Source organism: Halothermothrix orenii H 168 (genome assembly GCF_000020485.1).
GTDB classification, from domain to species: domain Bacteria; phylum Bacillota; class Halanaerobiia; order Halanaerobiales; family Halothermotrichaceae; genus Halothermothrix; species Halothermothrix orenii.
Window position 1 is genome coordinate 505,078 of record NC_011899.1, and the last position, 24,045, is coordinate 529,122.

The window sequence follows — 24,045 nt, forward strand, 5'->3', positions numbered from 1 at the left end:
ATAAATCAAGATAAAAGAGCAGTTTTTAACTGCTCTTTTTTTAATGTCCAGGAAATTATAAAGGATAATTTATTTATATGGTAAAACTATATATTAAGTATTATTATATAAAAAATATTTAAAAAGTTAAAATGGAGTGAGAACAGATGGCTGATGGGAGTAGAATACTGGTAGTTGATGATGAACAGGAAATAAGGGAATTACTAAAAAGTTATCTGGAGAGGGAAGGTTATGTTGTCGATACTGTTAAAGATGGGAAAACAGCCCTTTTCCGTGTATCAAACCAGGACTATAACCTGGTTATTCTGGATATAATGCTACCCGATACAGATGGGGTTGAGGTTTGTCGCACTATCAGGGAGATAACCAATATTCCCATTATTATGCTTACTGCCCGGGATAGTGAAGTAGATAAAGTACTGGGATTGAGGATAGGAGCCGATGATTATATTACAAAACCCTTTCTACCCGGTGAACTGATAGCCCGGGTTAAAGCTCAGTTGCGACGATTTTTTGTTCTCGGTAGTGAGGGTGATGCCCGGTCCCGGAAGATGGTTAAGTTTGGTGACCTGAAGATAGATTTTGATGGATACCGGGTTTATAAAAGGAATAAAGAGGTACAGTTGACCTCAACTGAATTTAAAATACTTTTACTCCTGGCCCGGGAACCCGGGAAGGTTTTTACCAAGAAGCAGATTTTTAATAAGGTGTGGGGGGATGATTACCTGGAGGCCGATAACAACGTCATGGTACATATAAGAAGATTGAGAACTAAAATAGAAGATGATCCCAAAAATCCTGAATTTATCGAGACTGTCTGGGGGATTGGTTACAGGTTTGCCGGTGATGAAAATGACTGAGAAACGGTTTCTGGCCATGACAGGGTTGGTATTGATCCTGGCTTTATTCTTGCTGGATTCAAACCATGTCACGAGACAGATAATACTCATATTAACCGTGGTAATATGGTTATTCTTTATCCTTAAGAGCAGGCATGAGGAGAGGATAGTTGATATTGTAAATGAACAGCTTTCAGATGTCCTGAATGGGAATCTCAACCGGAGAATCCTTGTAGATAGCAAGGGTAAATATTCCGATTTCGTGGTCAGGGTAAATGAATTGATAGATAAACTTCAGGATGAAGCCATTAAAAATAAACAATATGAGGCAAGTTTTAAAAGGGTTATGTCCAATATATCTCATGATATCAGGACCCCTCTGACATCCATTCTGGGTTATGCCGAGGCCTTAAAGGATGGTTTAGCTGAAGATGATGAGGAAAGAGAAAAGTACCGGGAAATAATGGTCATGAAAGCCAGGAGGTTAAAAAAACTGGTTGATAAATTATTCTTTCTGGCCCGGCTTGAGGCCGGGGAAGAAGAGCTGGACTTTAAGGTTTATGACCTGGCTGAAGTGACCAGGGAGTGTATAATAGACTTCTTGCCCCGGATAAATAAAGAAGATTTAGAATTAAAGACCGAAATACCGGAACAAGAATGCCTTATTTATGCCGATCACCTGGCCCTTGAACGGATGATAGATAATCTTATCAGTAATTCGATTAATTATGGTAAAGAGGGAGGAATTATCGGGGTTAAACTTTTTCGACAGGAACAGAAATATGTCTTGCAGGTCTGGGATAAAGGGCCGGGGATAACAGAAGATAAACTCCCCCACATATTTAATCGTCTTTATGTTGGAGATAAATCAGTTGAAAGACAAATATCCGGGAGTGGACTGGGACTTGCTATAACCAGAAGGCTTATCGAAAAACATAATGGCAGGATTACGGTAGATAGTAAACCATATGAAAAAACCATATTTTCCCTCCATTTTCCGGCCATATAACCCTTTTTTACTAATTTAATCATTAATAATAAAACTTATAACATACTGGCTGGAGATAATACCATATGAAAGAAAATTAAGATAATCTTAAGAATTTGTTAAGGAGTAATTAATAGTTACTGATATATAATGGTACCAGTAAAGGGGGGATAAATATGGAAACAATTATAGAGACAAAGAATTTATCAAAACACTTTGGTACAGAAAAAGCGGTGGATAGAATTAATATTACCGTGAAGAAGGGGGATATCTACGGCTTTCTGGGTAGAAATGGAGCCGGGAAAACGACAACCATCCGTATGCTACTGGGTCTAATAAAACCGACCGGGGGTCAGATAAAAATATTTGGCCAGAATTTATATACCAATAGAAGCAGGATCTTGAAAAGGATTGGCTCTACCATTGAATTTTCCGGGTTTTACAGTAATCTTTCAGCCGTCGATAACCTGAGAATTAATGCTGCCCTGATAGGGGTCCAAAAGAAAGAGGCCATTGCAGAGGCCCTGGAGATCGTGGGGTTATATGATGAGCGCAACAAAAAAGTCGGTAGTTTTTCCCTGGGTATGAAGCAGAGGCTGGGAATTGCCCGGGCTATTCTCCATGACCCTGAGTTATTAATCCTGGATGAGCCGACCAATGGACTGGATCCGGTTGGTATTAAGGAAATAAGGAAATTAATTAAGACCCTTGCTGAACAGAAGAATATTACAATATTTATGTCCAGCCACATCCTGAGTGAAGTCCAGCAGCTGGCTACAACTATTGGTATTATCCATGAAGGTCGCCTCATGGAAGAAATTAATTTCAGTGAATTGAGGAAACGAAACCGTAAATACCTGGAGTTAAAGGTCTCTGATGATGCAAAAACAGCTATGCTTATGGAACGGGAATTTGATATTACCGATTATGAAATTTACCCGGAGAGGGTTGTCAGGGTTTATTCATGCCTGGAGCTAGCCGGTAAAATAAATACCTGTCTTGTTAAAAACGGGATAGAGGTCAGTAGAATAAGGCTCAGTGAGGATAACCTTGAGGATTATTTTGTCAAAATAACAGGGGGTGAGGTAATTGACTAGATTATTATATACTGAACTACTGAAAATGAAAGGGTCCCGAATGTTTATTATCGGTCTTCTGGGAGGAGCCGTATCCCCGGTCCTGACCTTTTTTATGTTATTAAGCTACCGGCAGCAGAGTCCCGATAGAGTAGTTGCCCTTGAAGAATTTTTTGACCAGACCTATCTTTTTATTGCAGTTCTGGTAGGGACCATGCTTTTTGCCCTGATTACAACCTATTTGTACAACCGGGAATATGAAGAAGACACCCTGAAAAATCTTCTGACCATACCGGTAGGACGGGGCCAGCTTATTATAAGTAAAATGGTAATTCTCCTGGGCTGGGTTGAGGTTATAATGGTCTTTGCATACCTGATGGTAATTGCCCTGGCGGTTGCCGGGAGTTTTTCTGAAATTACTTTAAAGGTAATGCTGGCAGGACTGGGTAAATACCTCCTTACTGGACTTTATCTCTATATGCTGACACCGGTTATTATTTTAATAACCCTGGTCTTTAAAAGCTATGTACCACCCCTTGCCTTCAGTATAGCAGCATCACTGGGTACTTTGATAGTTATGCAGTCAAAGTATATTTCACTATATCCCTGGTCTATACCTATTGTACTAACAAAGAAGTTTGATGGCCTGGAATACTCCATTGAAACCAGTTTGTTAATACTTATAGGAGTCTTTGTAACCGGGATACTTGCAAGTATTGTTTACTTTGTTAAAACCGATATAAACTAGAAGGGAAAAATAGGATGCAAACCCATCTGGACGTGTTGACCTAAGTTAAAAAGTAGTGTATAATTTATATAGTTATGAACAAATGCCAAAAACCATTAAATTACAGGGAGGTTTTTAATAATGTCTTTAACAATTGCCTGTGCAACTGATGATGGAGTAAACTTTATTAACAGACATTTTGGAGATGCTGATTACTATTACATTTATAATCTAACACCAGAAGGAGCTACCTTTATTAAAAAAGTTGAAAACACAACAGGAGAAGAAGAAGGGCATGCCGATCCTGAAAAGGCCCGTAGTATTGTCAAAATATTGAAAGAAAATGAAAACGTCCAGGTCGGAGTTTCCAGAAAATTTGGGCCCAACATAAAACGGGTTAAAAAGCATTTTGTTCCTGTTTTAGTTCAGGCCAGTGAAATTGAAGAAGGTCTTAAAGAACTTCAGTCCAATTATGATTATATAATGGATTTATGGCAAAAAGGGGAAGGAAGGGAACATCTGGTCTTAAAATAATAAATGACAAAGAGGTGATTAAATATGTTATTTGGGAGAGGACAGGGCCCGGGCTCCGGTGGCGGTCGAGGTGCTGGCCGGGGTTCCGGACGGGGCTCAAAAAATGGTGGTCGGGGTATGGGAAGAGGCTCCGGCTATGGTCTGGGACCGGGTGGGAACTGTGTCTGTCCTGAGTGTGGACATAAAGTTCCCCATCAGCGCGGGGTTCCCTGTTATGAGATGAAATGTCCGAATTGTGGTGGGCAGATGGTACATGAGGGACTGGATGTTTCTGGTTCTCCTGACAGAAATAATGAAAACATGGTTAATACCCCGGTTATAGATGAAAATAAATGTATCGGATGTGGTAATTGTGTAGTTGCCTGCCCCTTTAAGGCTATTAAAATTGAAAATGGTGTAGCTAAAATAATGTCGGATAAATGTCGAAACTGTAGAAAATGTGTACGGGTTTGTCCTAAGTCAGCTATTAAATAAAAACATGTTTAAAGCCCTGAACAGCCAGTCTGGTTGAACAGGGCTTTTTAACGTCCTTTTAATCAGGGTATTATACATAAGTTATTTTGTGAATATAATTTTTCGGTATCAAGAAATTTACATTTAAAAATAAGACGCCGAAGTCAATTTGTTTTTTAGCCAGGTTAATATACCTTTTCAAGAAACTTAACAATACTCTCGACCAGGTTATCAGCCAGAGGTAGATCAGGGTTGTTGTAGGTCATGTAGTTTTGCCTGGGGTCTTCCGGTGCTTTTTTCAGGACATGGTTCATTCCCTCGATGAGGACCAATTTTGCTTCTGGATAGGCTTTTTTAAGAATATTAGCTTCTTCCTTTTTGACCTGGATATCATTTGTTCCGTGAATCAAAAGGACCGGGATATCAAGTTTAGCTATCTCTTCAGCCGGGTCATATTTGATATAGGAGATAAGAAAAGGCTGGTTTAAGGGATGAAAGATAGAATAGAGTTTCTGGTTGACCTGGCTTACCGTCTGCCCCTGTTTCAGTTTATCCAGAATATCCAGGGCTTCCTGGTATAGATCATCATTAAGGCTTATTAGTTGATATTTTAAGACCTTATCAATGGAACGACCGGCTCCGGCCAGAGATATAAAGGCATCGGCCTCGGCGCGGCGGGCGGCGATCATTCCCACCAGGGACCCCTGGCTGAGTCCTAAGACAGTTACTCCGGTAAATCTTTTATCTTTCTTCAATTTTTTAACCCAGCCAGTCGCGTCATTTATAAAGTGTTCAAACCTGATGTCAGAAGGGCTATTAATGGCTCCTTTGCTCTGACCGGTTCCCCTTTTATCATACCTGACAGAAGCAAAACCGGCCCTGGCCAGGTCCTGGCTTAGCATCTTAAGGCAGTTATTGGTAGCACCAGGTGAATTACCATTCCGGTCTGTTATTCCAGAACCGGCAATTATAAGTATTACCGGGGATTTTTTGTTAGAATGGGGTAACTGGAGGGTACCATATATGGTACCGGTCTCTGTTTTCAGGCTAATGGGTTCAGTCCCGGTATCATTATCTTTTGATCTGGTTTCGGATTCATCGGTTGTCTTTTTATTTAGATAAAAGGTTCCCCGGGCTGAACCCTGGGTATATTTTCCTTTAATTCTGGCTCCACTGACTTTACCATTGAAGAAACCGGTTATATTAGCTGGTAGCTCCATATAGAGGTCAGGGTGATTATATTTTACATTCTTCAGGGCATAGTTTTTAACCCCCTGGGCGGGAATATCAATGGTAGCCAGGTAACCACCATTATTATCAGGTTTAATATGAATGGTAATGTCCAGTGTCTGCCCCTTGACATTAATAGCTCCCTTCCAGGTTCCTGAGATGGTCTCCTGGGCTGTAGCCTGGTGGGTGAATACCAGGGATATGCAGAGTAAAAAAATTAAAAGTGACATCCTTTTAATAATCTTTTTTAACATAACTTAACGCCTCCTTAAATATAGGGTAAAGAATTATTTAACCTTTAAAAGCAGGTAAAGATCAGTACTGTATATGTTTATTTTATCAGGGTCTGATTTATGTGCACTCCCGGATATGTGGGCAATAATAACTTTTACTTTAACTTTTCCATTTTCCTGAATCAGGGTGTAGTCATTGGGCTTGAGGTTTTCTTCTCCTTTTTCTTTCACTACTTTATGGAGCCGGGAGAAGAGTGGTAACAGGGGTTTATGATAGACTTCCTGCCCCCTGTGGTTGATTAAAAGATGATAATCTTCCTTATTATATTTTACGGTTATATCACTGTCCGATTCATGTAGTTTCAGGTCTTTGGACTTTAAGTGGAAGAGATAATCATAACCGCTGACCCTGATAGGCTCCCTGTTTTCATATGTTTTATGGGAGAAATATTTATAACTTTCGTAATAATTACCACTATAGGAGAAGCCAAATAGCTCTTCCATATTATCTGTTGTAAACCCTTCAGGTAGGTAATTTAGATCATCGAGATCATGGTTATTTTTAAAATAACTTATGATGGAGTTAATCTCCTTCTGGTCATTTTCTGAAATTACTTTATCGGTTTTAATTATTCTGTTATCCCTTATCATACGGTACCGGGACAGGATAGCGGCAAAGCGCTTATTCTGGCTATATCTTGAGATGGAAAAACTACTCCAGGGACCGATTACGGCCAGAACCATAATAATAGCCAGAGACAGGGGAAGTATGATATTTCTTTTTTTACTGGATAGTATGTAATAAACCATAATCCCCAGGATCCAGAGACCGAGAAGGACCACATAATACCTGTTTTCAGTAACCCCGTAAGCATTAATCCTTTTGCCGATGGAGACAAACATCATTATCAATAGGGGGATATTCGTTACCGGGAACCACTTTATAAACTGTTTGACCCATTTTTTGTAGAGCAGAGGGTGGATAAAAAACATAACTACAGTACTTAGCGCAGAATACCAGAGGACCAGGTGAGCAACAAGACCCCGGGGCCACTGGGCTGTTATTAAGATTTTGATAAAGTAAATGTACAGAATTCCTGTGTAGATGGTGATTAGGGGCATTACTATGTATAATAAAAGAATTTCAAAAAAGGTGGGATAATCATCAGGGTTTATTTTTTGACCCTGTTCTGGTACTCCCCCCAGAAAGAAGACCGGGGCAAAAATACCTGCTGTTATTAACCACGTATTTAAATAGAATCTATGAGAAACAGGGATATCTAACAGGGCATTTATGGTTAAGAAAATAGCCGAGAGTCCCAGATAAAGGATTACAGAGTAAATAATTGTTACCAGAACCCTGATAAATAATTTTACCACATACAATTCAAAGTTTTCCCTCTTATAGAAATAAGGTATTACCAGAAATAGCAGGTATAAGGCCAGGTTAAAGGCTAAAAACCTGGATGTAGTTACGGTTTCGGTACCCTTTGATAAAAAGAAGAAGTAAAGAATGAGGGCAACAGCCCCTGTAAACCTGATTAGATTCCTGGTGCCTGCTTTAAGCCCCTGCCATCTCCTGAAAAGGAGGTTAATACATAAAAAGAGGGGAAACCCCAGAGAAGAGGTCATAACTAACCGGGAAAATAGCCTTACAGTATTTTTATCAAAATCATATAAATATTCATTTGCTAATATAATCATCAAAATAGTAGTGATAGTTGTAAAGAGCGTTGGTAGTGGAAAGCGTTTAATACTACGGGTCAGGCTGGTTAAAACATGTCTAAATAACTTTAGTTTTTTCAAATTAATCCGCCTCCTATTATTTAATCCATAAATTTAGTTACCAGGACTGGCCATATCAAAAATAACATTAAAAGGAACATTTATTAACATAATCCATAATTCTTTAACTATAAATTCTCGCAATCTGGAGTAAATCCTTCAGTAAAATCTTAAAAGGACTTCCCTGATTAAATAAAGTTAATTAATTTTAATAAAAATGGGAAGGATATTAATAACTAATGTTTAAATTTATATAATAGGGTAATATTAAAACATAAACCCTGGCTACATAAATATATTAAAGGAGGAGTTATTATGCCAAACTTAAAATTTTCCGTTACTTCAAAAAGTGAAAATCCAACCAAGACTGTAGTAGAAGCGAGGGACTTTAAAATTGTAATTGATGAGCCTGAAAACCTGGGTGGTACCAACGATGGACCCAACCCGGTTGAGTATGTACTGGCTGCCCTGTCAGGTTGTTTAAATGTAGTTGGTCACCTTGTGGCCAAAGAAATGGGTTTTGAACTTAAGGGTATTGAATTTGAACTTGAAGGGGATTTAGACCCTGCCAAATTCTCTGGCCAGGATACCGATACCAGGGCTGGATACCAGGAGATCAGGGTTAATATTAAGCCTGATACTAATGCTGATGAGGACACCCTGAGTAAGTGGTTAGAGGCTGTAGAAACTCGCTGCCCGGTAAGTGATAATCTGGCCAATGCTACTCCGGTCAAGATTTCTTTAGGCTAAATATTTAGACGGGTTGTACATACTGTGATAAATAGTATGACTGGCTAATTAAAATTATAAAATAATTAGCTATTAAAACCTGAATATATATCTATAGATTAAATTAAACCCTGAATGTGGTATTACCATGTTCAGGGTTTTTGTTATAAATAAATGTCGAAAAAAGACGAAGAAATTGTAGAAAAATAGAGGATTTAAGAAGTAAAAATCGAATTATATCAATATAGAAAAAATAAACATATTTGTTAAAAATTAATGCAAAACGTGGTATGTAGGGGGTGAAATATCAAAAAAATACACAAAATTATTTCAAATCGTAATAAAAAGATGAACAAGATGATTTAGGGTTTTTCAGGTCAGTAGGAAAACAGTAAGAACCAGGTTATAACTGACATCTATACCAGGAGGGATAACAGTTGTTAAAAAGTATTAAAGGCAAAATGATGTTACTTATCGGAGTGGTTATTTTAGTTCTTGTTGTAACCAATTCATGGTTTTCTTTCAATCAGTCCCGGGATGTTTTATCAAATTCCCTGTTTATGATGGCAGAAGATAGTGCCCAGAAACAGGCTGAGGTAATAACAAAATGGGTGAATAATGTAGTTCAACAGCTTAAACTTTTGACCAAAACTGAAAGTATCAGGAGTATGGACTGGGAGAGGCAGGCCCCGATATTAAAAAGGGCTGCTGAACAAAACGAAGGGGTAGTATCCTTTTATGTAATTAATAAACAGGGGATTTACCGTAATGAATTCGGGTCTGGTGATGTTTCTGACCGGGAATATTATAAAAAGGTCAGGCAAACAAGGGATCTGGTAATCTCTAAACCGATGATTGACAGGTCAACGGGTCTCGAGACGGTAGCAATTGTCTATCCTATATTTGATGAAGCAAATAACATGATCGGGGTACTCGGGGTTGATCTGGAATTATCGTACTTACATGAACTTGTAGAGGATATGAGACTTAACGGTTATGGCTATGGGTGGATTATCAGTGATGATATGACTACCATTGCCCATCCAGAGGAAAAGTTTTTGGGCAATCAGGATATTTTTAATGGTGATAAAGATTTAAAGATGATTGCTACCAAAATGGCAGCAGGTAAGAAAGGGTCAGATACATATACATTAAATGGTGTTGAAAAAGGACTTGCTTATGCCCCCATTGAAATAACCAACTGGTCAGTAGCTCTCTGTGTAAACCTTGATGATATTCTGGCTCCGGTAAATGTGGTCAGGAGAACAAGTATCTGGATAGGTATTATTGCTATTATTATAGGATTAGCTCTTAGTTATTTTATGGCCGGTTATTTTGCTAATCCAGTTACTGAAGTTACTTCATTTGCCAGGACGATTGCTGAAGGTGATTTAACAGTTAGAAAATCAGGTTCCTATATAAATCGAGATGATGAGATTGGAACCCTGGCCCAGGCTTTTAACCAGATGCTGGCATATTTCCGGGAAATGATTGGTACAGTTCAGGAATCATCCCAGCAGGTTGCTGCATCCAGTGAGGAGCTTTCAGCGGCCAGTGATCAGGTCGGTGAGAGTGCTGAACAGGTTGGTAAAGCCATTCAGGATGTAGCCTCCGGCGCTGAAGAGCAGGCAGCCCAGCTCAATGAAACCAGTAGTAATGTTGAGGAGATGATTCAGCAGATAAGATATGTCAGTAAAGATGCTGACCGGATGGAAAGTGCTGCTAAAGATGTTATGAAGAATATCGAGGAGGGATCAGAGTCAGTAGAGAGGTCTATTGGTGAGGTTAACAATGTGAGAACTGATACAACTGAAGTTGCTGGAATTATTCAGTCCCTGGGGAAAACTTCTGAAGAGATTGAAGATATTATAGAAATTATAAGTAATATTGCTAATCAGACCAATCTCCTTGCCCTGAATGCAGCCATTGAGGCGGCCCGGGCCGGAGAAGCTGGAAGAGGTTTTAGTGTTGTAGCTGATGAGATCAGGGATCTGGCTGAAGAAACTACTACCTCAACAGAACGGATTTCTGATTTAATAAGGAGGATTCAGCAGAATGTCTCTGCAGCTGTAGACAGGATGGATAAAAATATCGACACTGTAGAGGGTAGTGTTGCTGCCATCGAGGAAAATGGTCAGGTCTTTAACGAGATTAAAGAGGTCACTAAAAACCTCATCGAGCTTATAAATCAGGTCAGTTATAATACCAGAGAACTGGCCAAAAACAGTGATGAAGTCTCCAGTGCTATTCAGGAGGTAGCGGCTGTAAGCCAGGAAGCTGCTGGAAATGCTGAGGAGGTTGCTGCTTCAAGTGAAGAACAGCTGGCGGCCACTGATGAAATAGTATCAGGAGCCAGAGAACTGGCCAGGGTTGCTGATGAGCTTGCCCGGGCGGTTGATATATTTAAGATTTAAAATTTAATAAATAGGAAAATAGAACCTTTTTATAAAATAAATCGTAATTACTAAATGATAGAAAAGATTGATTCCGTTAACCCCCTGTACAGATAAATGTTCAGGGGGTTTTTATATAAAATAATTAAATAATTTTTTGAAAAATAGCAGGAAAAATAATGCAATAACTCTAAATATATATATAGGTGACAATAAATTTTGGTTATTTTACCGAAAAACCAAAAACATCTATATAATTGCTGGAAAAGTGGGGTGATGATTAAATATTAGATAGTTTATTTAATAAATAAACTAACGTTTTTCTATACTTGAAAGTGTATTTAGCAACATTGAAAGTATATTTAGGGAACGTTGAAAATATATTTAATACATTAAAGGTAAATTTAATATATATTAAAGGTTAATATTAAGGACCAGGCCTTGTTTAATGTTAAACAATGTTGTCTAAAAAATAAAATTTAAAAAAGGAAATTTTATTTTAATTCTTTAAGGAAATAAAACATTAAAGGGGGTATACAAAATAGGAGTTACAAAATTATCTACCAGAGATAAGTGGACTTTGGTGTTATTGGTGTTGATGTCTGTCTTCTTGTTTGTGGATCAGAATGCTATGAACCCGATAATTAACGATTTGGTGGCTGAATATGGGGTTGGTGAAGATAAAATTGGGATTATCGGGTCAGCCTTCATTATACTGGGGGCAGTTGTAAGCCTTATTTTTGGTTATCTGGCTGATAAAAAGAGCCGGAAGATGTTACTGGCCTTTGTTGTCCTTGTCGGGGAAATACCATGTTTTTTAACCGGTTTTGAGTATTTCACCCGGACTTATGAACAGTTATTAATATTAAGAATATTGACTGGATTGGGAATAGGAGGTATCTTTCCCCTGACCTTTTCCCTGATCGGGGATTATTTCCCCGCTGGACAGCGTGGCATAATAAATGCTATGGTAACAACAGCCTGGGGAGTAGGTCAGATCCTGGGACAGACCCTGGCTGGTTTTTTATCAGGTCCCTATGGCTGGAGATTACCTTTTATTATAGCAGCTGTCCCCAATTTTGTCCTCGTTCCTTTGTTTGTTTTGGTGGCCCGGGAACCGAAACGTGGGGCCCAGGAAGAAGAATTATCAGAAGTAATAGAACAGGGTCTGGAGTACAGGGAAAAGATAAAGTTTTCGGATTTGAAAGAAATATTTAAAAATAAGACAAATATATTGGGTTTCCTGCAGGGGATTCCTGGTTCCCTTCCCTGGGGGTTAATCCCCTTCTTCATAGTTCCCTTTTATGAACTACATAAGGGTTTTTCCCGTGGTATGGCCACCATTTTGAGTCTCTTCCTGGGGATAGGAGCTACCGTAGGAGGTATCTTTGGTGGCTGGATGGGTGATAAAATTTATAAAAAATCTCCCAGGATGCTACCGGTTTTTAATGCTGTTTTCATATTACTCGGGGTAATCCCAGGATTTTTTCTCATGGGACTCAATTATGGCTCTGACCCCGGGTGGAATGAGTTAATACTTCCACTTATTTTCAGTTTCTGTACCGGGGTTGTAGTTTCTTTGCCGGCCCCCAATATTAAATCTATTTTGATTAATGTAAACCCTCCAGAACACCGGGGTACTGTTTTTTCGATACATAATCTGACCGATAGTCTGGGACGTGGTGTTGGTCCCCTTATCGGTGGGTTTCTGGTTGTATCCCAGGGTTATCAATGGACTATGTATTTTGCTGTTTTTGCCTGGATTCCCTGTGGCCTTATATATTTATGGATGTACCGTACTATAGATAATGATCTGGATACACTCAGGGGTTATCTGAAAAGAAAACGGGAGAAAATTATCGGGATGTAAGAATGTCAGGGACTAACTAAATTGAGTAGTTAAAAGTATCTGATTTAGTAAGAAACTTCCTGCAACTATAATTGTTTAAAAGGTAAATGCCAATATCATCTGAAGGGGGTTAATTATGTCATTAAAACTACCACAGGATTTACTGCTCGGGGCAGCAACTTCAGCCCTGCAGATTGAAGGAGGAGATAAAAATAATAACTGGTATCAGTGGTGTGAAGAGGGACACATTAAAGATGGGAGTCATTGCCTTAATGCCAACGATCACTGGAATAGATACCGCGAAGATATTGAACTTATAAAAAAACTGGGTCTTGAAACCTATAGAATGGGGCTGGAGTGGAGTCGAATAGAGCATCAGCCCGGTAAATTTAGTAAGGAAGGAATCGAACATTACCGTGATGAAATTACCCTTCTCCTTGAAAATGGGGTTGTTCCCCTGGTGACCCTTCATCATTTTTCTCACCCCCTGTGGCTTGTTAATAAAGGGGGCTGGGGGAATAAAAAGGTAGTTGATTATTTTAAGCGGTATACAGAGTATGTAGTCGAAAATCTGGGGGATCTGGTGAGTGACTGGATTACCATTAATGAACCCAATGTCTTTCTCTATAATGGATATGTTGAAGGTATCTGGCCTCCGGGAAAAAACAATATTTTTTCTATGTTCAGGGCCATGAAGAATATGATAAAAGCCCATATAGTCTCCTATAAGACTATTCATCAGGTCAGGTCTAAACATAATTTTGAGGGAGAAACAAGGGTTGGAGTTGCCAACCATGTCAGACTGTTTGACCCGGCTGGAAATAAAAAAATACATGGAATACCGGCCCGCCTCCTTGATTACTTTTTTCACCGCCTGGTTATGGAAGGAATGGCCAGGGGAAAGTTTATGTTTCCCATCGGTACCGGGGGACACCCCCTGGGGGAGGGGAGGTATTATGACTTTATCGGGATTAATTATTATACCAGGGATATTATTAAGTTTACCCTGAATCCGGCCTCCCTGTTTGCCAGGATGGAAGTTAAGGAAGGAGCAGATACCAGTGACCTCGGCTGGGAAATATATCCTGTGGGCCTGAAGAGGGTCTGTCGTAAATATTATGAGGAATATCAGGCCCCTGTATTTATTACCGAAAACGGTATTTGTGATAAGGGGGATACCAAAAGAGGGCACTTTATCTATGACCATTTAAAAGAAGTAGTAAAGCTGATTAATGAAGGTATTCCCGTTGAGAGGTATTATTACTGGACTTTGATAGATAACTTTGAATGGATTGAAGGTGAAAGTGCCCGGTTTGGCCTGATCCATAATGATTTTAAAACTCAGAAACGATCCATCAGGATCAGTGGTTATTTTTATGGGAAAATATGCAAGACAAAAGAGATTACCCCCGAAATGGAGAGAATTTATCTTTAATTATCAATATCCAGATTCTGGTCTACCTCACTCCCTGTCAAAGGGGGTTTTTTCTTTATTACCTTTTTCTGCCATTTGCCAGTTAGATACATTATAAAACCTACCAGTGAGATTATGGCATTACTTAATACCATGGCATACCAGACTGAAGATGAGCCCCAGTCAGTATATTTTTTAAATAAAATAATCAGGGGTATTCTTAAAGCCCATAAACGTCCGGTCATTATAAACATAGCCATCAGGGTATGGCCAGATCCCTGAAAGGTACCTACAAAGATCTGGAAAAAACCCATTAGGGGTAGTGATAATGATATCAACCTCAGATAAAATGTCCCCTGGGATACTATGGCAGGTTCAGTATTAAAGGCCCTGATGATAGTGGGGACAAAAGGATAGAGAATAATCCCTCCCGATGTTAATAAGACAGTGGTAAGGACAGCACTTGTTTTTACGGCCTGTCTGGCCCTTTTAATCTGGTCAGCCCCCAGGTTTTGACCGACAATGGTGGCCAGAGCATTTCCAATACCCATGGCAGGCATAAGGATTACTGAATTAATCCGGTTTCCGATACCGAAGGCAGCCAGGGTTGATTTTCCAAAAGAAATAATAAAGGCATTCAGGAAGATGAACCCCAGGGCTGCAGATGACTGGCCCAGGGAAGAAGGCAAACCTATTTTTATAATCTTTTTTAATAGATTGGGTTTTAAAATCAGGTGTTTTAAATGGAGTTGAATACCTGTTTTCCGGTAAAACAGGGTATATATGGCGTAGATGGCAAAAACACTTCTTGAAAATATTGTGGCCAGGGCAGCTCCCCTTACTCCCAGGTCTAATCCAAAAATAAAAATGGGGTCAAGGACCATATTCAGGGCTACAGATATGGCACTGTATTTCATGGGGGTAACAGTATCTCCCTGTCCCTGTTTGATGGAAGTAAAGGCTAAAAAAAGAAAAATGGCCGGCATTCCGGCAAATATAATCTTTAAATAATTTGAGGCCAGCTCCAGGAGCCTGCCTTCACCACCCATCATTTTTATAATAGGTTCAGCCACAAATAAACCGATAATACCAATTATGATTGAAAAGTAGAGGGAAAAAGAAACAATCTGTCCACTTACCCTGGTGGCATTTTCTTTATCATCAGCTCCGGTATACTGAGAAATCAAGGAAGTTCCGGCAATATTGATTCCGAAACCCAGGGCCAGGAGAAAAAATACTATTGGCCAGATAAGGGTAATGGCAGCCACTTCAGTTCCACCGAGCTGTCCAACCCAGTAAGTATCAGTTAGATTATAAATGGTCTGGATAAGATTGTTTAACATGATCGGGCCTGCCAGGGCCAGGATGGCTTTAACTATGTTTCCTTTAATAATAAGGTCTCTTTTTTCTTTATATGTATCCATTAAGGGGCTTCCTCAGGGAAAAAGCTTTTTGTAAAAAACATTATACAGGAAGATAGTGTGTATATAACTGGACAGTACTGTATGTATAAAAACTGTATATAAAAAATATATAAAGATATTGTACATATAAATTTGATATATTTTGATATGTACTATTGGTAACATTGTATATATATATTTTGAAGTAATTCTATCAATATGTCAAATTTGTTACTTCATTTTTACCCATTTTTATTCAATAAGTTTATATTCAATAAGTATCACCTTTAATTATCGCAAATTATCCTGGGGGGATTAAATAATAACACCTTAAATTAATTATGTTAAAATTTAACTGGTTAATTAAAGTCTATTGTTTAAAATATGGAAAAAAACTATTCCTTGACGTATTATCTTATGTAAGTTACAATAAGCTATAGTAAGGGGAAAAGGTTGTCTGGATATGGTTAACGGGCTTTTTTATACCTGATATTTTACAGGGGTCAATACAATAATAGGGGTTGGTATTTTTGAAACGAATATTTGTCATACTTTTCATATTAGTTGTTATATTGACAGTGCCTACCGTAAACTACCTTCAGGGAGAACATGAATCAGATAATGGTGAAAGTATTGTTGCTGGTAATAGCAGTCAGATTGGTCACAGTGAAAACACCCCTGTATCTGATAGTTCAACTTTAAAAGATACCGGGACAGGTATTGATAAGGTTAATAATAGCAATCATATAATAAATAATAATTCTGATAGTAATATTGATTCCAGAAATAATAATAATAATAAAGTTAATTCCAGTAATAAAGCCAGTTCTGGTTTGAATGAGAATAATTTTTCTGCTGGATCTGATGGAATCAGAGATGATAATGATGACGACAATGACAGTTTTGTTAATAATGGGAAAGTTAATGAGGGAGTTAATACTGATGGTAAGGTAAATAAGTCATCAACTGATTTAAAAGTTGAGATTACAGGTGTTGGCGGTCCGGACAACCTGCAGCCAGGAAAAAATAACAATGATGACCGTGTATTGGTTGGAGAGGCCCGGCCCAGGATTGAACTGCCCCTTATGGACAGGATAAAAAAACACAGGGTCAGGAAGGGTGACACCCTGTGGACAATTGCCCGGAAATATGATATAGATATTGATACCCTTATCGGGGGCAATGATATTACCAATATGAATAGAATAAAACCTGGAGACGTTTTGAATATATTACCTGTTAAAGGGATTTTATATAAAATCTCGCCAGGGGAGTCATTATGGGAGATTTCACGTAAATTTGACGTCAGTATGGACAGGATTGCAGAGGCCAATAATATTCAGAATCCGGACCTTGTTCAGATAGGGACTCTACTCATATTACCTGGAGCTAAACCAGAATTTAGTTACCAGGACAGGCTTAATAGTAAGTTAATTAAACCGGTTCATGCCCGAATTTCTTCCTATTATGGTATGAGGTGGGGAAGGATGCATGAGGGAATCGATTATGCTGTTCCCACTGGAACCAGAATCAGGGCAGCCAGTCACGGAAAGGTGGTTTATAGTGGTTGGGCCCGTGGTTATGGTCTGACTATTATCATTGAACACCGCAAGGGTTTTAGAACCCTGTATGCTCATAATTCTAAACTCCTGGCCCGGAGTGGAGAATGGGTAAACAGGGGAGAGGTTATAGCCCTTTCGGGTAATACCGGACGCTCAACAGGCCCCCATCTTCATTTCGAAGTTCAGGTCAATGGAAGGCCCGTTAATCCACTTAATTATTTAAAGTAGGACCAGATTAAATATTTATAGTTAAAACAAACAAAGTAGAGAACAGGTTAAAAGTAAATACCTCTATGTAAAATAGACCCGGTTGTCAAAATGCTGACCGGGTCTATTTTTTTATTTCAGGTAAATTTGTTAAGTAGAGTATGTATCGATAATTATGTTAAGAATAATTATGTTAAGAATTAAGAAAATTGTACAGTATGGGAATTATATTCTTTTGAATTAAACCTGTTTACCTTGACAAACTAAATGGTAAGTGTTATTCTAAATACGAAATATACCCTATAGGGGTATAAGGTATTCCGCAAAACATATTGTATTTTATATAACAAAGGTTAATTAGGAGTATTTTGAATTGCTAAGGGATTCAAGTTAAAAAAATATTATTAGTAAAAATTTGTCAGGGAAATAGTAGAGTTATAGGGGCCATAAGTTTATTAATAATTAATATCTGTTATTGAAAATAAAGGGGTGAAATAAATGGCGGAAGAAAAAACGAAAAAATCCACTCTTGAAATAGAGGGAATGAGCTGTGCCAGTTGTGCTCTCAATGTTGAAAAAGCCCTGGAAAAAGCTGAAGGTGTAAAGATGGCCAGGGTTAATTTTGCCTCAGAAAAGGCCTATTTAGAATATGATCCAGAGATGGTTGATGAGGAAAAACTGGCCGAGGTAGTGAGAGCAACCGGCTATGATGTTAAGGATGAAAAAGAAAGGGTTACCCTTGATATTGGAGGTATGACCTGTGCTGGATGTGCTGCCACAGTGGAGAAAGCCTTAAAAGGAACTGAAGGGGTCTATGAGGCCAATGTTAATATTGCTACTGAAAAAGGAACTGTAGAGTATGACCCTTCAATATTAACAAAAAATGACTTAAAGAAAGTTGTAGCTAATTCTGGTTATGAAGTTATTGGTTTCGAAGGTGATAATAGGGAAGTAGAACAGGATGATGACCTGAGGAAGGTAGAAGAAGCCAGGTGGAAGATGTGGGGAACCTGGGCCTTTACAATACCGATTATAGCCTGGATGATTCCTGAAATGTTTTTTGGAATTACCTGGCCAGGTCAGACGATTTTTAACCTGGGAATGATTTTACTGGCCGTCCCACCTTTATTTATCTTTGGAAGAAAAACCTTTAGAACAGCCTACCGGGCTGTAAGTCATGGTGGAGCCAATATGGATGTGCTTATTGCTATGGGAACGGGAGCAGCATTTATAACCGGACCGGCAGTCTTTTTCACGCCGATAGCCAATTATGCCGGGGTTGCTGCCATGATTATGGCCTTTCACCTTACGGGAAAATATATTGAAGAAAATGCCAAAGGAAGGGCTTCCCAGGCTATCAAAAAGCTTCTGGAACTCGGGGCTAAAAAGGCAACTATTCTCGAAGATGGTGAGGAAAAAGAAGTACCTGTTGAGGAAGTAAAACCCGGGGATTTAATGCTGGTAAGGCCGGGTGAGAAAATACCAACCGACGGAGAGATAATAGAGGGTAGAACAACCATTGACGAATCTATGGCAACTGGAGAATCAATGCCGGTTGAACGTAAAAAAGGTGATGAAGTTATAGGGGCCACTGTTAATCAGAATGGATTAATTAAAGTCAAGGCCACCAGAGTAGGTAAGGATACATTTCTTTCCCAGGTCATTAAAATGGTTGAAGAGGCTCAGGGAACCAAAGTCCCCATTCAGGAATTTGCCGACAGGATTACCGGCATTTTTGTCCCGGCTGTTTTAATTACAGCTACTCTGACTTTTATTCTGTGGTTAATTTTCCCCGGTTTTTTCAGAGAGATTGGATTCTGGGCCCAGGATTATCTACCCTGGGTAAACCCGGAACTGGAAACATTTACCCTTGCTATTTTTGCAACTATTGCAGTCCTGGTTATAGCCTGTCCCTGTGCCCTTGGATTAGCAACCCCGACCGCCCTTATGGTAGGGAGTGGTATGGGGGCCGAAAATGGAGTTTTAATCCGTAATGGAGAGGCTATCCAGACGATGAAGGATGTTCATACCATTGTATTTGATAAAACGGGGACGATAACAAAAGGGCAACCAGAAGTAACCGATATAATAACGGCCCAAAATTATTCCCACCGTAAGCTTCTGAAACTGGCAGCTGGTGTAGAAGCCGGCTCAGAACATCCTCTGGCTATTGCTATTTTAAATAAGGCCCGGGAAGAAAATGTTAAACCCCCGGAGATTAAAGGTTTTGAATCTATAACTGGAAAGGGTGTTAAAGGCAGGATAGATGGTGAGAATGTCCTGGTCGGTAGCAGGCGACTTATGGAAGAAAATGATGTTGATCTTTCTGGTTTTATTAGGGATTTGAACCGTCTTGAGGAGGAAGCCAAGACGGCGATTATAGTGGCAAGGGAAAAAGAGGTTATCGGTATTGTTGCTATTGCTGATGCCCTCAAGGAAGACTCGATTAAGGCCATCAGGGAATTAAAGGAATCAGGTTTAAAAACAGCCATGATTACCGGAGATAACGAAAGGACTGCCAGAGCCATTGCCCGTAAAGTCGGGATTGATTATGTGGTAGCCGGTGTTTTACCTGATGGGAAGGTAGAAGAAATCAGAAAATTACAGAGGAAGTCCGGGGTTATTGCCATGGTTGGTGACGGTATCAATGATGCTCCGGCCCTGACCCAGGCAAATGTAGGGATTGCCATTGGTACAGGTACTGATATTGCTATTGAGTCTTCAGACATTACCCTGGTCCGTGGTGATCTGTCGGCTGTGGTCACTGCGGTTAAACTCTCCCGGGCGACCTTCCGGAAGATAAGGCAAAATTTATTCTGGGCTTTTATATACAATACTATAGCTATCCCAGTCGCCATTGCTGGTTTGTTACATCCGGTTATAGCTGAAATTGCCATGGCTACCAGTTCAATTACGGTAGTTACCAATGCCAATCTCTTACGGAGGGTTAATATAAAACCTGATTATATGAAAAATTAGTCACGGCTAACCTGGTTTGCACTATGGAAGAAACAACCTGGCTGGTCCGGGTATAAAATAAAATATCTTGGTAAATTAAATCTGGTTAATTATAATAAAATTTAATGATAAAAGGTGAAAGATATTAATAAGCAGGGGAGGTTTTTTTGATTTTATAGTGAATAATTATAGTTGAAGGAGTTGGTTTTTAGTGAAGAAAAAGCTTTATTTGCTGGATGGACAAAGCCTGGCCCACAGGGCTTTTTATGCATTGCCCCTGCTTTCAACTTCCCGGGGGGAGTATACTAATGCTGTGTTTGGATTTACCAGGATGTTATTAAAACTACTTGACGAGGAAAAACCTGATTTAATTGCGGTTGCCTTTGATAAAAAGGCCCCTACCTTCCGACATAAGGAATATAAAGAATACAAGGCTCATCGCAAAAAGATGCCGGAAGAATTAAAACCACAGCTGTCTTTAATTAAAGAAGTACTTAAATCTTTTAGTATTCCCATTATTGAAATTGAGGGTTTTGAGGCCGATGATATTATAGGGACAATGGCACGAAAGGGGGAAGAGGAGGGATTTGAGGTCGTTATTGTAACCGGTGACCGGGATGCCCTCCAGCTGGTTACAGAAGATGTTTCTGTAATGTATACCAAAAGAGGCATATCAGATATTGTAAGGTATGATTTAAATAAGGTAAGGGAAAGGTACGAACTGGAACCTCAACAGCTTATCGATATGAAGGGTTTGATGGGAGATAGTTCTGACAATATTCCCGGTGTTCCTGGTATCGGTGAAAAGACGGCCATAAAGTTATTAAAGGAGTTTTCTTCACTGGAAGAGATCCTTGACAATATTGATAAGGTCTCCGGTAAAAAGCGGAAGGAAAACCTCCAAAAATATGCTGATCAGGCCCGGCTTAGTAAGAGACTGGGTGAAATAAAGGTTGATGTTCCCCTGGATGTAGAACTTGACGAGTGCCACCTTGGTAAGTTCCATAAAAAGAACATCAGGGAGTTATTTGAAAGACTTGAGTTTGCCAGTCTATTGAACAGGTTTAAAGAGAAAACGAGTATTAGTATTGATGATATCTCTGTAAAAGAACTGGACAGGAAGGGGCTTGAAAATATCTGTGATAAAGCCCGGAATTTGGGAAAATTGGGGTTAACCTTAAGGCTTAATAATTATACTACCCCTGTCCGGGCTCATGCCAGCCAGGGAATAATTTCCCTGGGGGAAGGAAACCTTTACATCTTTACTGATATAAATGAGGCCATAAGTATTTTAAAACCTATTTTGACAGATATTAGTGTTAAGAAATATATTTTAAATTCCAAGGAATGTACTGTATTTTTAAAAAAACACGATATCGAGTTAGAAGGGCTTGTTTTTGATCCTTTACTGGCATATTACCTCCTCAAACCATCGGGTAAACTACCCGGCCTCAGGGACTTACTGGATCAGGAGTTAAGCCTGTCTCTACCTGAGGACATAAAAGAAGATAATCTGTATCTTGTTTTCATGGATAATATCTTCAAACTGGCTGAGGGTATGGTTCCTAAACTTGAGGATATGGAGCTTATAGAATTATTTAATGATATTGAAATACCTTTAATTACAGTTTTAGCAGAACTGGAGTATAATGGTATCAAAGTTGATGCTGAATACCTTGAAAGCCTTTCCCGAAAATGGGAAGAAGAACTAAATGGACTGGAGAGTAAAATCCATGAGCTTGCCGGTGAAAAGTTCAATATTAATTCACCCAAACAGCTCGGGGGAATTCTCTTTGAAAAACTGGGGCTCCCGGTGATAAAGAAAACAAAGACTGGTTATTCTACAGGGGCTAAGGTCCTGGAAAAGCTGGAAGATAAACATCCGATAATACCCTTGATTTCTGAATACAGGCAGCTTATGAAGTTGAAGTCAACCTATGTTGATGCCCTGCCTCCGATGATTAACCCCGATACCGGGCGGCTCCACACCAGTTTTAATCAGATGGTTACTGCAACCGGGAGGTTAAGCAGTACTGAACCCAACCTTCAGAATATTCCTGTAAGGACTGATGAGGGTCGAGAAATTAGACGGGCCTTTATTACAGAAAATGAAGACTGGGTCCTTCTGGCAGCAGATTATTCCCAGATAGAATTGAGGGTACTGGCCCATATCAGTGATGATGAAGGTTTAAAGGCAGCCTTTAACACCGGTCAGGATATTCATACCCAGACCGCCAGTGAGGTTTTTGAAGTTGAACCTGATGAAGTAACTCCAAATATGAGGCGGCATGCCAAGGTTATTAACTTCGGTATTGCTTATGGAATGAGCCCGTATGGACTGGCCCGGGACCTGGGTATTTCTAGACAGGAGGCCAGTGATTATATAAATAAATATTTTGAGAGGTTTACCGGGGTAAAAGATTATATGGAAAGGGTTGTAACTGAGGCCAAAACTAAAGGTTATGTAACCACTATTTTTAACCGGAGACGGTATATTCCCGAAATTAATAGTCGTAATTACCACCGGCGTTCATTTGCTGAAAGAACAGCAATAAATACTCCCATTCAGGGTACTGCTGCTGATATTATGAAACTGGCCATGATAAAAGTTTATAATCGTCTTAAAGAAAATGGCTCCCCGGCCCGGATTTTACTCCAGGTTCATGATGAGCTAATTCTTGAGGTGCCCCGGGAGGACCTTACTGAAATGGCCCGGATTGTTAAATCAGAGATGGAAAAAGCAGTTGATATGAAAGTCCCACTTGTGGTTAACTTGGAGAGTGGTCCCAACTGGCTTAATAAAGAGGAATTAGATATAGAGTAAAAAGAGGTGGTATTTTGCCTGAATTACCGGAAGTGGAAACGGTAGTTAGAGGTTTAAAGGAATTAATAAAAGGGGTTAAAATAAATAAAGTTATCATTAGAGAGACGAAGTTGCTTGTGTATCCTGACCCCGATACTTTTATCGACCTTGTAGAGGGGAGCCGGGTAATTGATGTTTTAAGAAGGGGTAAATATATATTAATAAAACTTGATAATAACAGGTTCCTGGTTTTCCATCTCAAGATGACCGGCCAGCTGGTAGTGTATGAAAGAAATAATAAATATGATAAACATACCCATTTTGTTTTTGAACTTGAGGATGGTCGGGACCTGAGATTTAATAATATGAGAAAGTTCGGGCGGGTTTATCTGGTAACAAAAGGGGAATTTGATAAAGCCGGATCCCTGGCCGATCTTGGTCCAGAACCCCTGTCAGATGAGTTTACTGTAGATGAATTTGCCGATATAATAAAAAGGAGAAAGGGCAATATAAAGGGCCTCCTGCTCAATCAAAAATTTATCGCTGGTCTGGGTAATATTTATGCAGATGAAGCCCTCTTTGAGGCCGGTATATCACCTGAAAGGAAGGCTGACTCCCTTGATGATAGTGAAATAGAGAGACTGTACCATGCCATCCGCAAAGTCCTGAAGATGGGAATTAAGTATGGTGGCACATCAATGAAGGATTATGTAAATGCCCGGGGTCGAATAGGTGAATTTCAGAATAAATTAAAAGTTTACCGTAAAACCGGAGAAGAATGTGTAAACTGTGGCCATGAAATTCAAAAAAAAGTCATCAGGGGAAGAAGTAGCCACTACTGTCCTGGATGTCAGAAGTAATC

17 protein-coding genes are annotated in these 24,045 nt (G+C 39.3%); 14 read left to right on the forward strand and 3 right to left on the reverse strand.

Going from position 1 to position 24,045, the window contains the following annotated elements:
• Nucleotides 1–146: 146 nt before the first annotated feature.
• The 6 genes from HORE_RS02500 to HORE_RS13335 all read left to right on the forward strand — a co-directional run bounded on the left by HORE_RS02500 (nucleotide 147) and on the right by HORE_RS13335 (nucleotide 4,638).
• On the forward strand, nucleotides 147–860 hold the full coding sequence (locus tag HORE_RS02500; RefSeq protein ID WP_012635417.1) for a response regulator transcription factor: 714 nt from the start codon (nucleotides 147–149) through the stop codon (nucleotides 858–860).
• Nucleotides 847–1,848 (forward strand): sensor histidine kinase, encoded by a 1,002-nt coding sequence (locus tag HORE_RS02505; protein WP_050748592.1) that lies wholly within the window; start codon nucleotides 847–849, stop codon nucleotides 1,846–1,848. The genes HORE_RS02500 and HORE_RS02505 overlap by 14 nt, the downstream gene beginning before the upstream one ends.
• A gap of 155 nt (nucleotides 1,849–2,003) precedes the next feature.
• Entirely contained in the window at nucleotides 2,004–2,924 is a 921-nt protein-coding gene (locus tag HORE_RS02510; RefSeq protein WP_012635419.1) for an ABC transporter ATP-binding protein, read from the forward strand.
• Complete coding sequence (locus HORE_RS02515) at nucleotides 2,917–3,651, forward strand: ABC transporter permease (RefSeq protein WP_041605800.1); 735 nt, start codon at nucleotides 2,917–2,919, stop codon at nucleotides 3,649–3,651. Before HORE_RS02510 ends, HORE_RS02515 begins: the two co-directional genes overlap by 8 nt.
• A 120-nt stretch (nucleotides 3,652–3,771) precedes the next feature.
• Complete coding sequence (locus tag HORE_RS02520; protein WP_012635421.1) at nucleotides 3,772–4,164, forward strand: NifB/NifX family molybdenum-iron cluster-binding protein; 393 nt, start codon at nucleotides 3,772–3,774, stop codon at nucleotides 4,162–4,164.
• A 24-nt stretch (nucleotides 4,165–4,188) separates the two neighbouring features.
• Entirely contained in the window at nucleotides 4,189–4,638 is a 450-nt protein-coding gene (locus HORE_RS13335; protein WP_012635422.1) for a 4Fe-4S binding protein, read from the forward strand.
• A gap of 164 nt (nucleotides 4,639–4,802) precedes the next feature.
• On the opposite strand, the gene HORE_RS02530 is transcribed toward HORE_RS13335, so the two are convergent.
• Both HORE_RS02530 and HORE_RS02535 read right to left on the reverse strand, forming a co-directional pair.
• Nucleotides 4,803–6,101, reverse strand: coding sequence for an alpha/beta hydrolase family protein (locus tag HORE_RS02530; protein WP_226984181.1), 1,299 nt, complete (start codon nucleotides 6,099–6,101; stop codon nucleotides 4,803–4,805).
• A 33-nt stretch (nucleotides 6,102–6,134) separates the two neighbouring features.
• Nucleotides 6,135–7,886, reverse strand: a complete 1,752-nt coding sequence (locus HORE_RS02535; RefSeq protein WP_012635424.1) for a DUF4153 domain-containing protein — start codon at nucleotides 7,884–7,886, stop codon at nucleotides 6,135–6,137.
• A gap of 294 nt (nucleotides 7,887–8,180) precedes the next feature.
• Here HORE_RS02535 and HORE_RS02540 point away from each other — a divergent pair, with 294 nt between their 5' ends.
• The 4 genes from HORE_RS02540 (at nucleotide 8,181) to HORE_RS02555 (ending at nucleotide 14,271) form a co-directional block, all read left to right on the forward strand.
• Nucleotides 8,181–8,615 carry an OsmC family protein gene (locus HORE_RS02540; protein ID WP_012635425.1) on the forward strand — a complete coding sequence of 145 codons (435 nt, stop codon included), beginning with the start codon at nucleotides 8,181–8,183 and terminating at the stop codon, nucleotides 8,613–8,615.
• Nucleotides 8,616–9,031: 416 nt separating this feature from the next.
• Complete coding sequence (locus HORE_RS02545; RefSeq protein ID WP_012635426.1) at nucleotides 9,032–11,008, forward strand: methyl-accepting chemotaxis protein; 1,977 nt, start codon at nucleotides 9,032–9,034, stop codon at nucleotides 11,006–11,008.
• A 577-nt stretch (nucleotides 11,009–11,585) separates the two neighbouring features.
• Entirely contained in the window at nucleotides 11,586–12,857 is a 1,272-nt protein-coding gene (locus tag HORE_RS02550; RefSeq protein ID WP_012635427.1) for an MFS transporter, read from the forward strand.
• A gap of 115 nt (nucleotides 12,858–12,972) precedes the next feature.
• Complete coding sequence (locus HORE_RS02555; protein ID WP_012635428.1) at nucleotides 12,973–14,271, forward strand: glycoside hydrolase family 1 protein; 1,299 nt, start codon at nucleotides 12,973–12,975, stop codon at nucleotides 14,269–14,271.
• Here HORE_RS02555 and HORE_RS02560 read toward each other — a convergent pair.
• Nucleotides 14,268–15,674, reverse strand: coding sequence for an MATE family efflux transporter (locus HORE_RS02560; RefSeq protein ID WP_012635429.1), 1,407 nt, complete (start codon nucleotides 15,672–15,674; stop codon nucleotides 14,268–14,270). The genes HORE_RS02555 and HORE_RS02560 overlap by 4 nt on opposite strands.
• 509 nt (nucleotides 15,675–16,183) lie before the next feature.
• On the opposite strand from HORE_RS02560, the gene HORE_RS13040 reads away from it, so the two are divergent.
• From HORE_RS13040 to mutM, 4 genes are all read left to right on the forward strand, one after another.
• Complete coding sequence (locus HORE_RS13040) at nucleotides 16,184–17,443, forward strand: peptidoglycan DD-metalloendopeptidase family protein (RefSeq protein WP_012635430.1); 1,260 nt, start codon at nucleotides 16,184–16,186, stop codon at nucleotides 17,441–17,443.
• 477 nt (nucleotides 17,444–17,920) lie between these two features.
• On the forward strand, nucleotides 17,921–20,401 hold the full coding sequence (locus tag HORE_RS02570) for a heavy metal translocating P-type ATPase (RefSeq protein ID WP_012635431.1): 2,481 nt from the start codon (nucleotides 17,921–17,923) through the stop codon (nucleotides 20,399–20,401).
• Between the two features lie 190 nt (nucleotides 20,402–20,591).
• A complete protein-coding gene (polA, locus tag HORE_RS02575) occupies nucleotides 20,592–23,204 on the forward strand; it encodes a DNA polymerase I (protein ID WP_012635432.1) in 2,613 nt (870 codons plus the stop codon).
• Between the two features lie 14 nt (nucleotides 23,205–23,218).
• The gene (mutM, locus tag HORE_RS02580; RefSeq protein WP_012635433.1) at nucleotides 23,219–24,043 is read left to right on the forward strand and encodes a bifunctional DNA-formamidopyrimidine glycosylase/DNA-(apurinic or apyrimidinic site) lyase; all 825 of its coding nucleotides are present in this window, start codon (nucleotides 23,219–23,221) and stop codon (nucleotides 24,041–24,043) included.
• Nucleotides 24,044–24,045 lie beyond the last annotated feature (2 nt).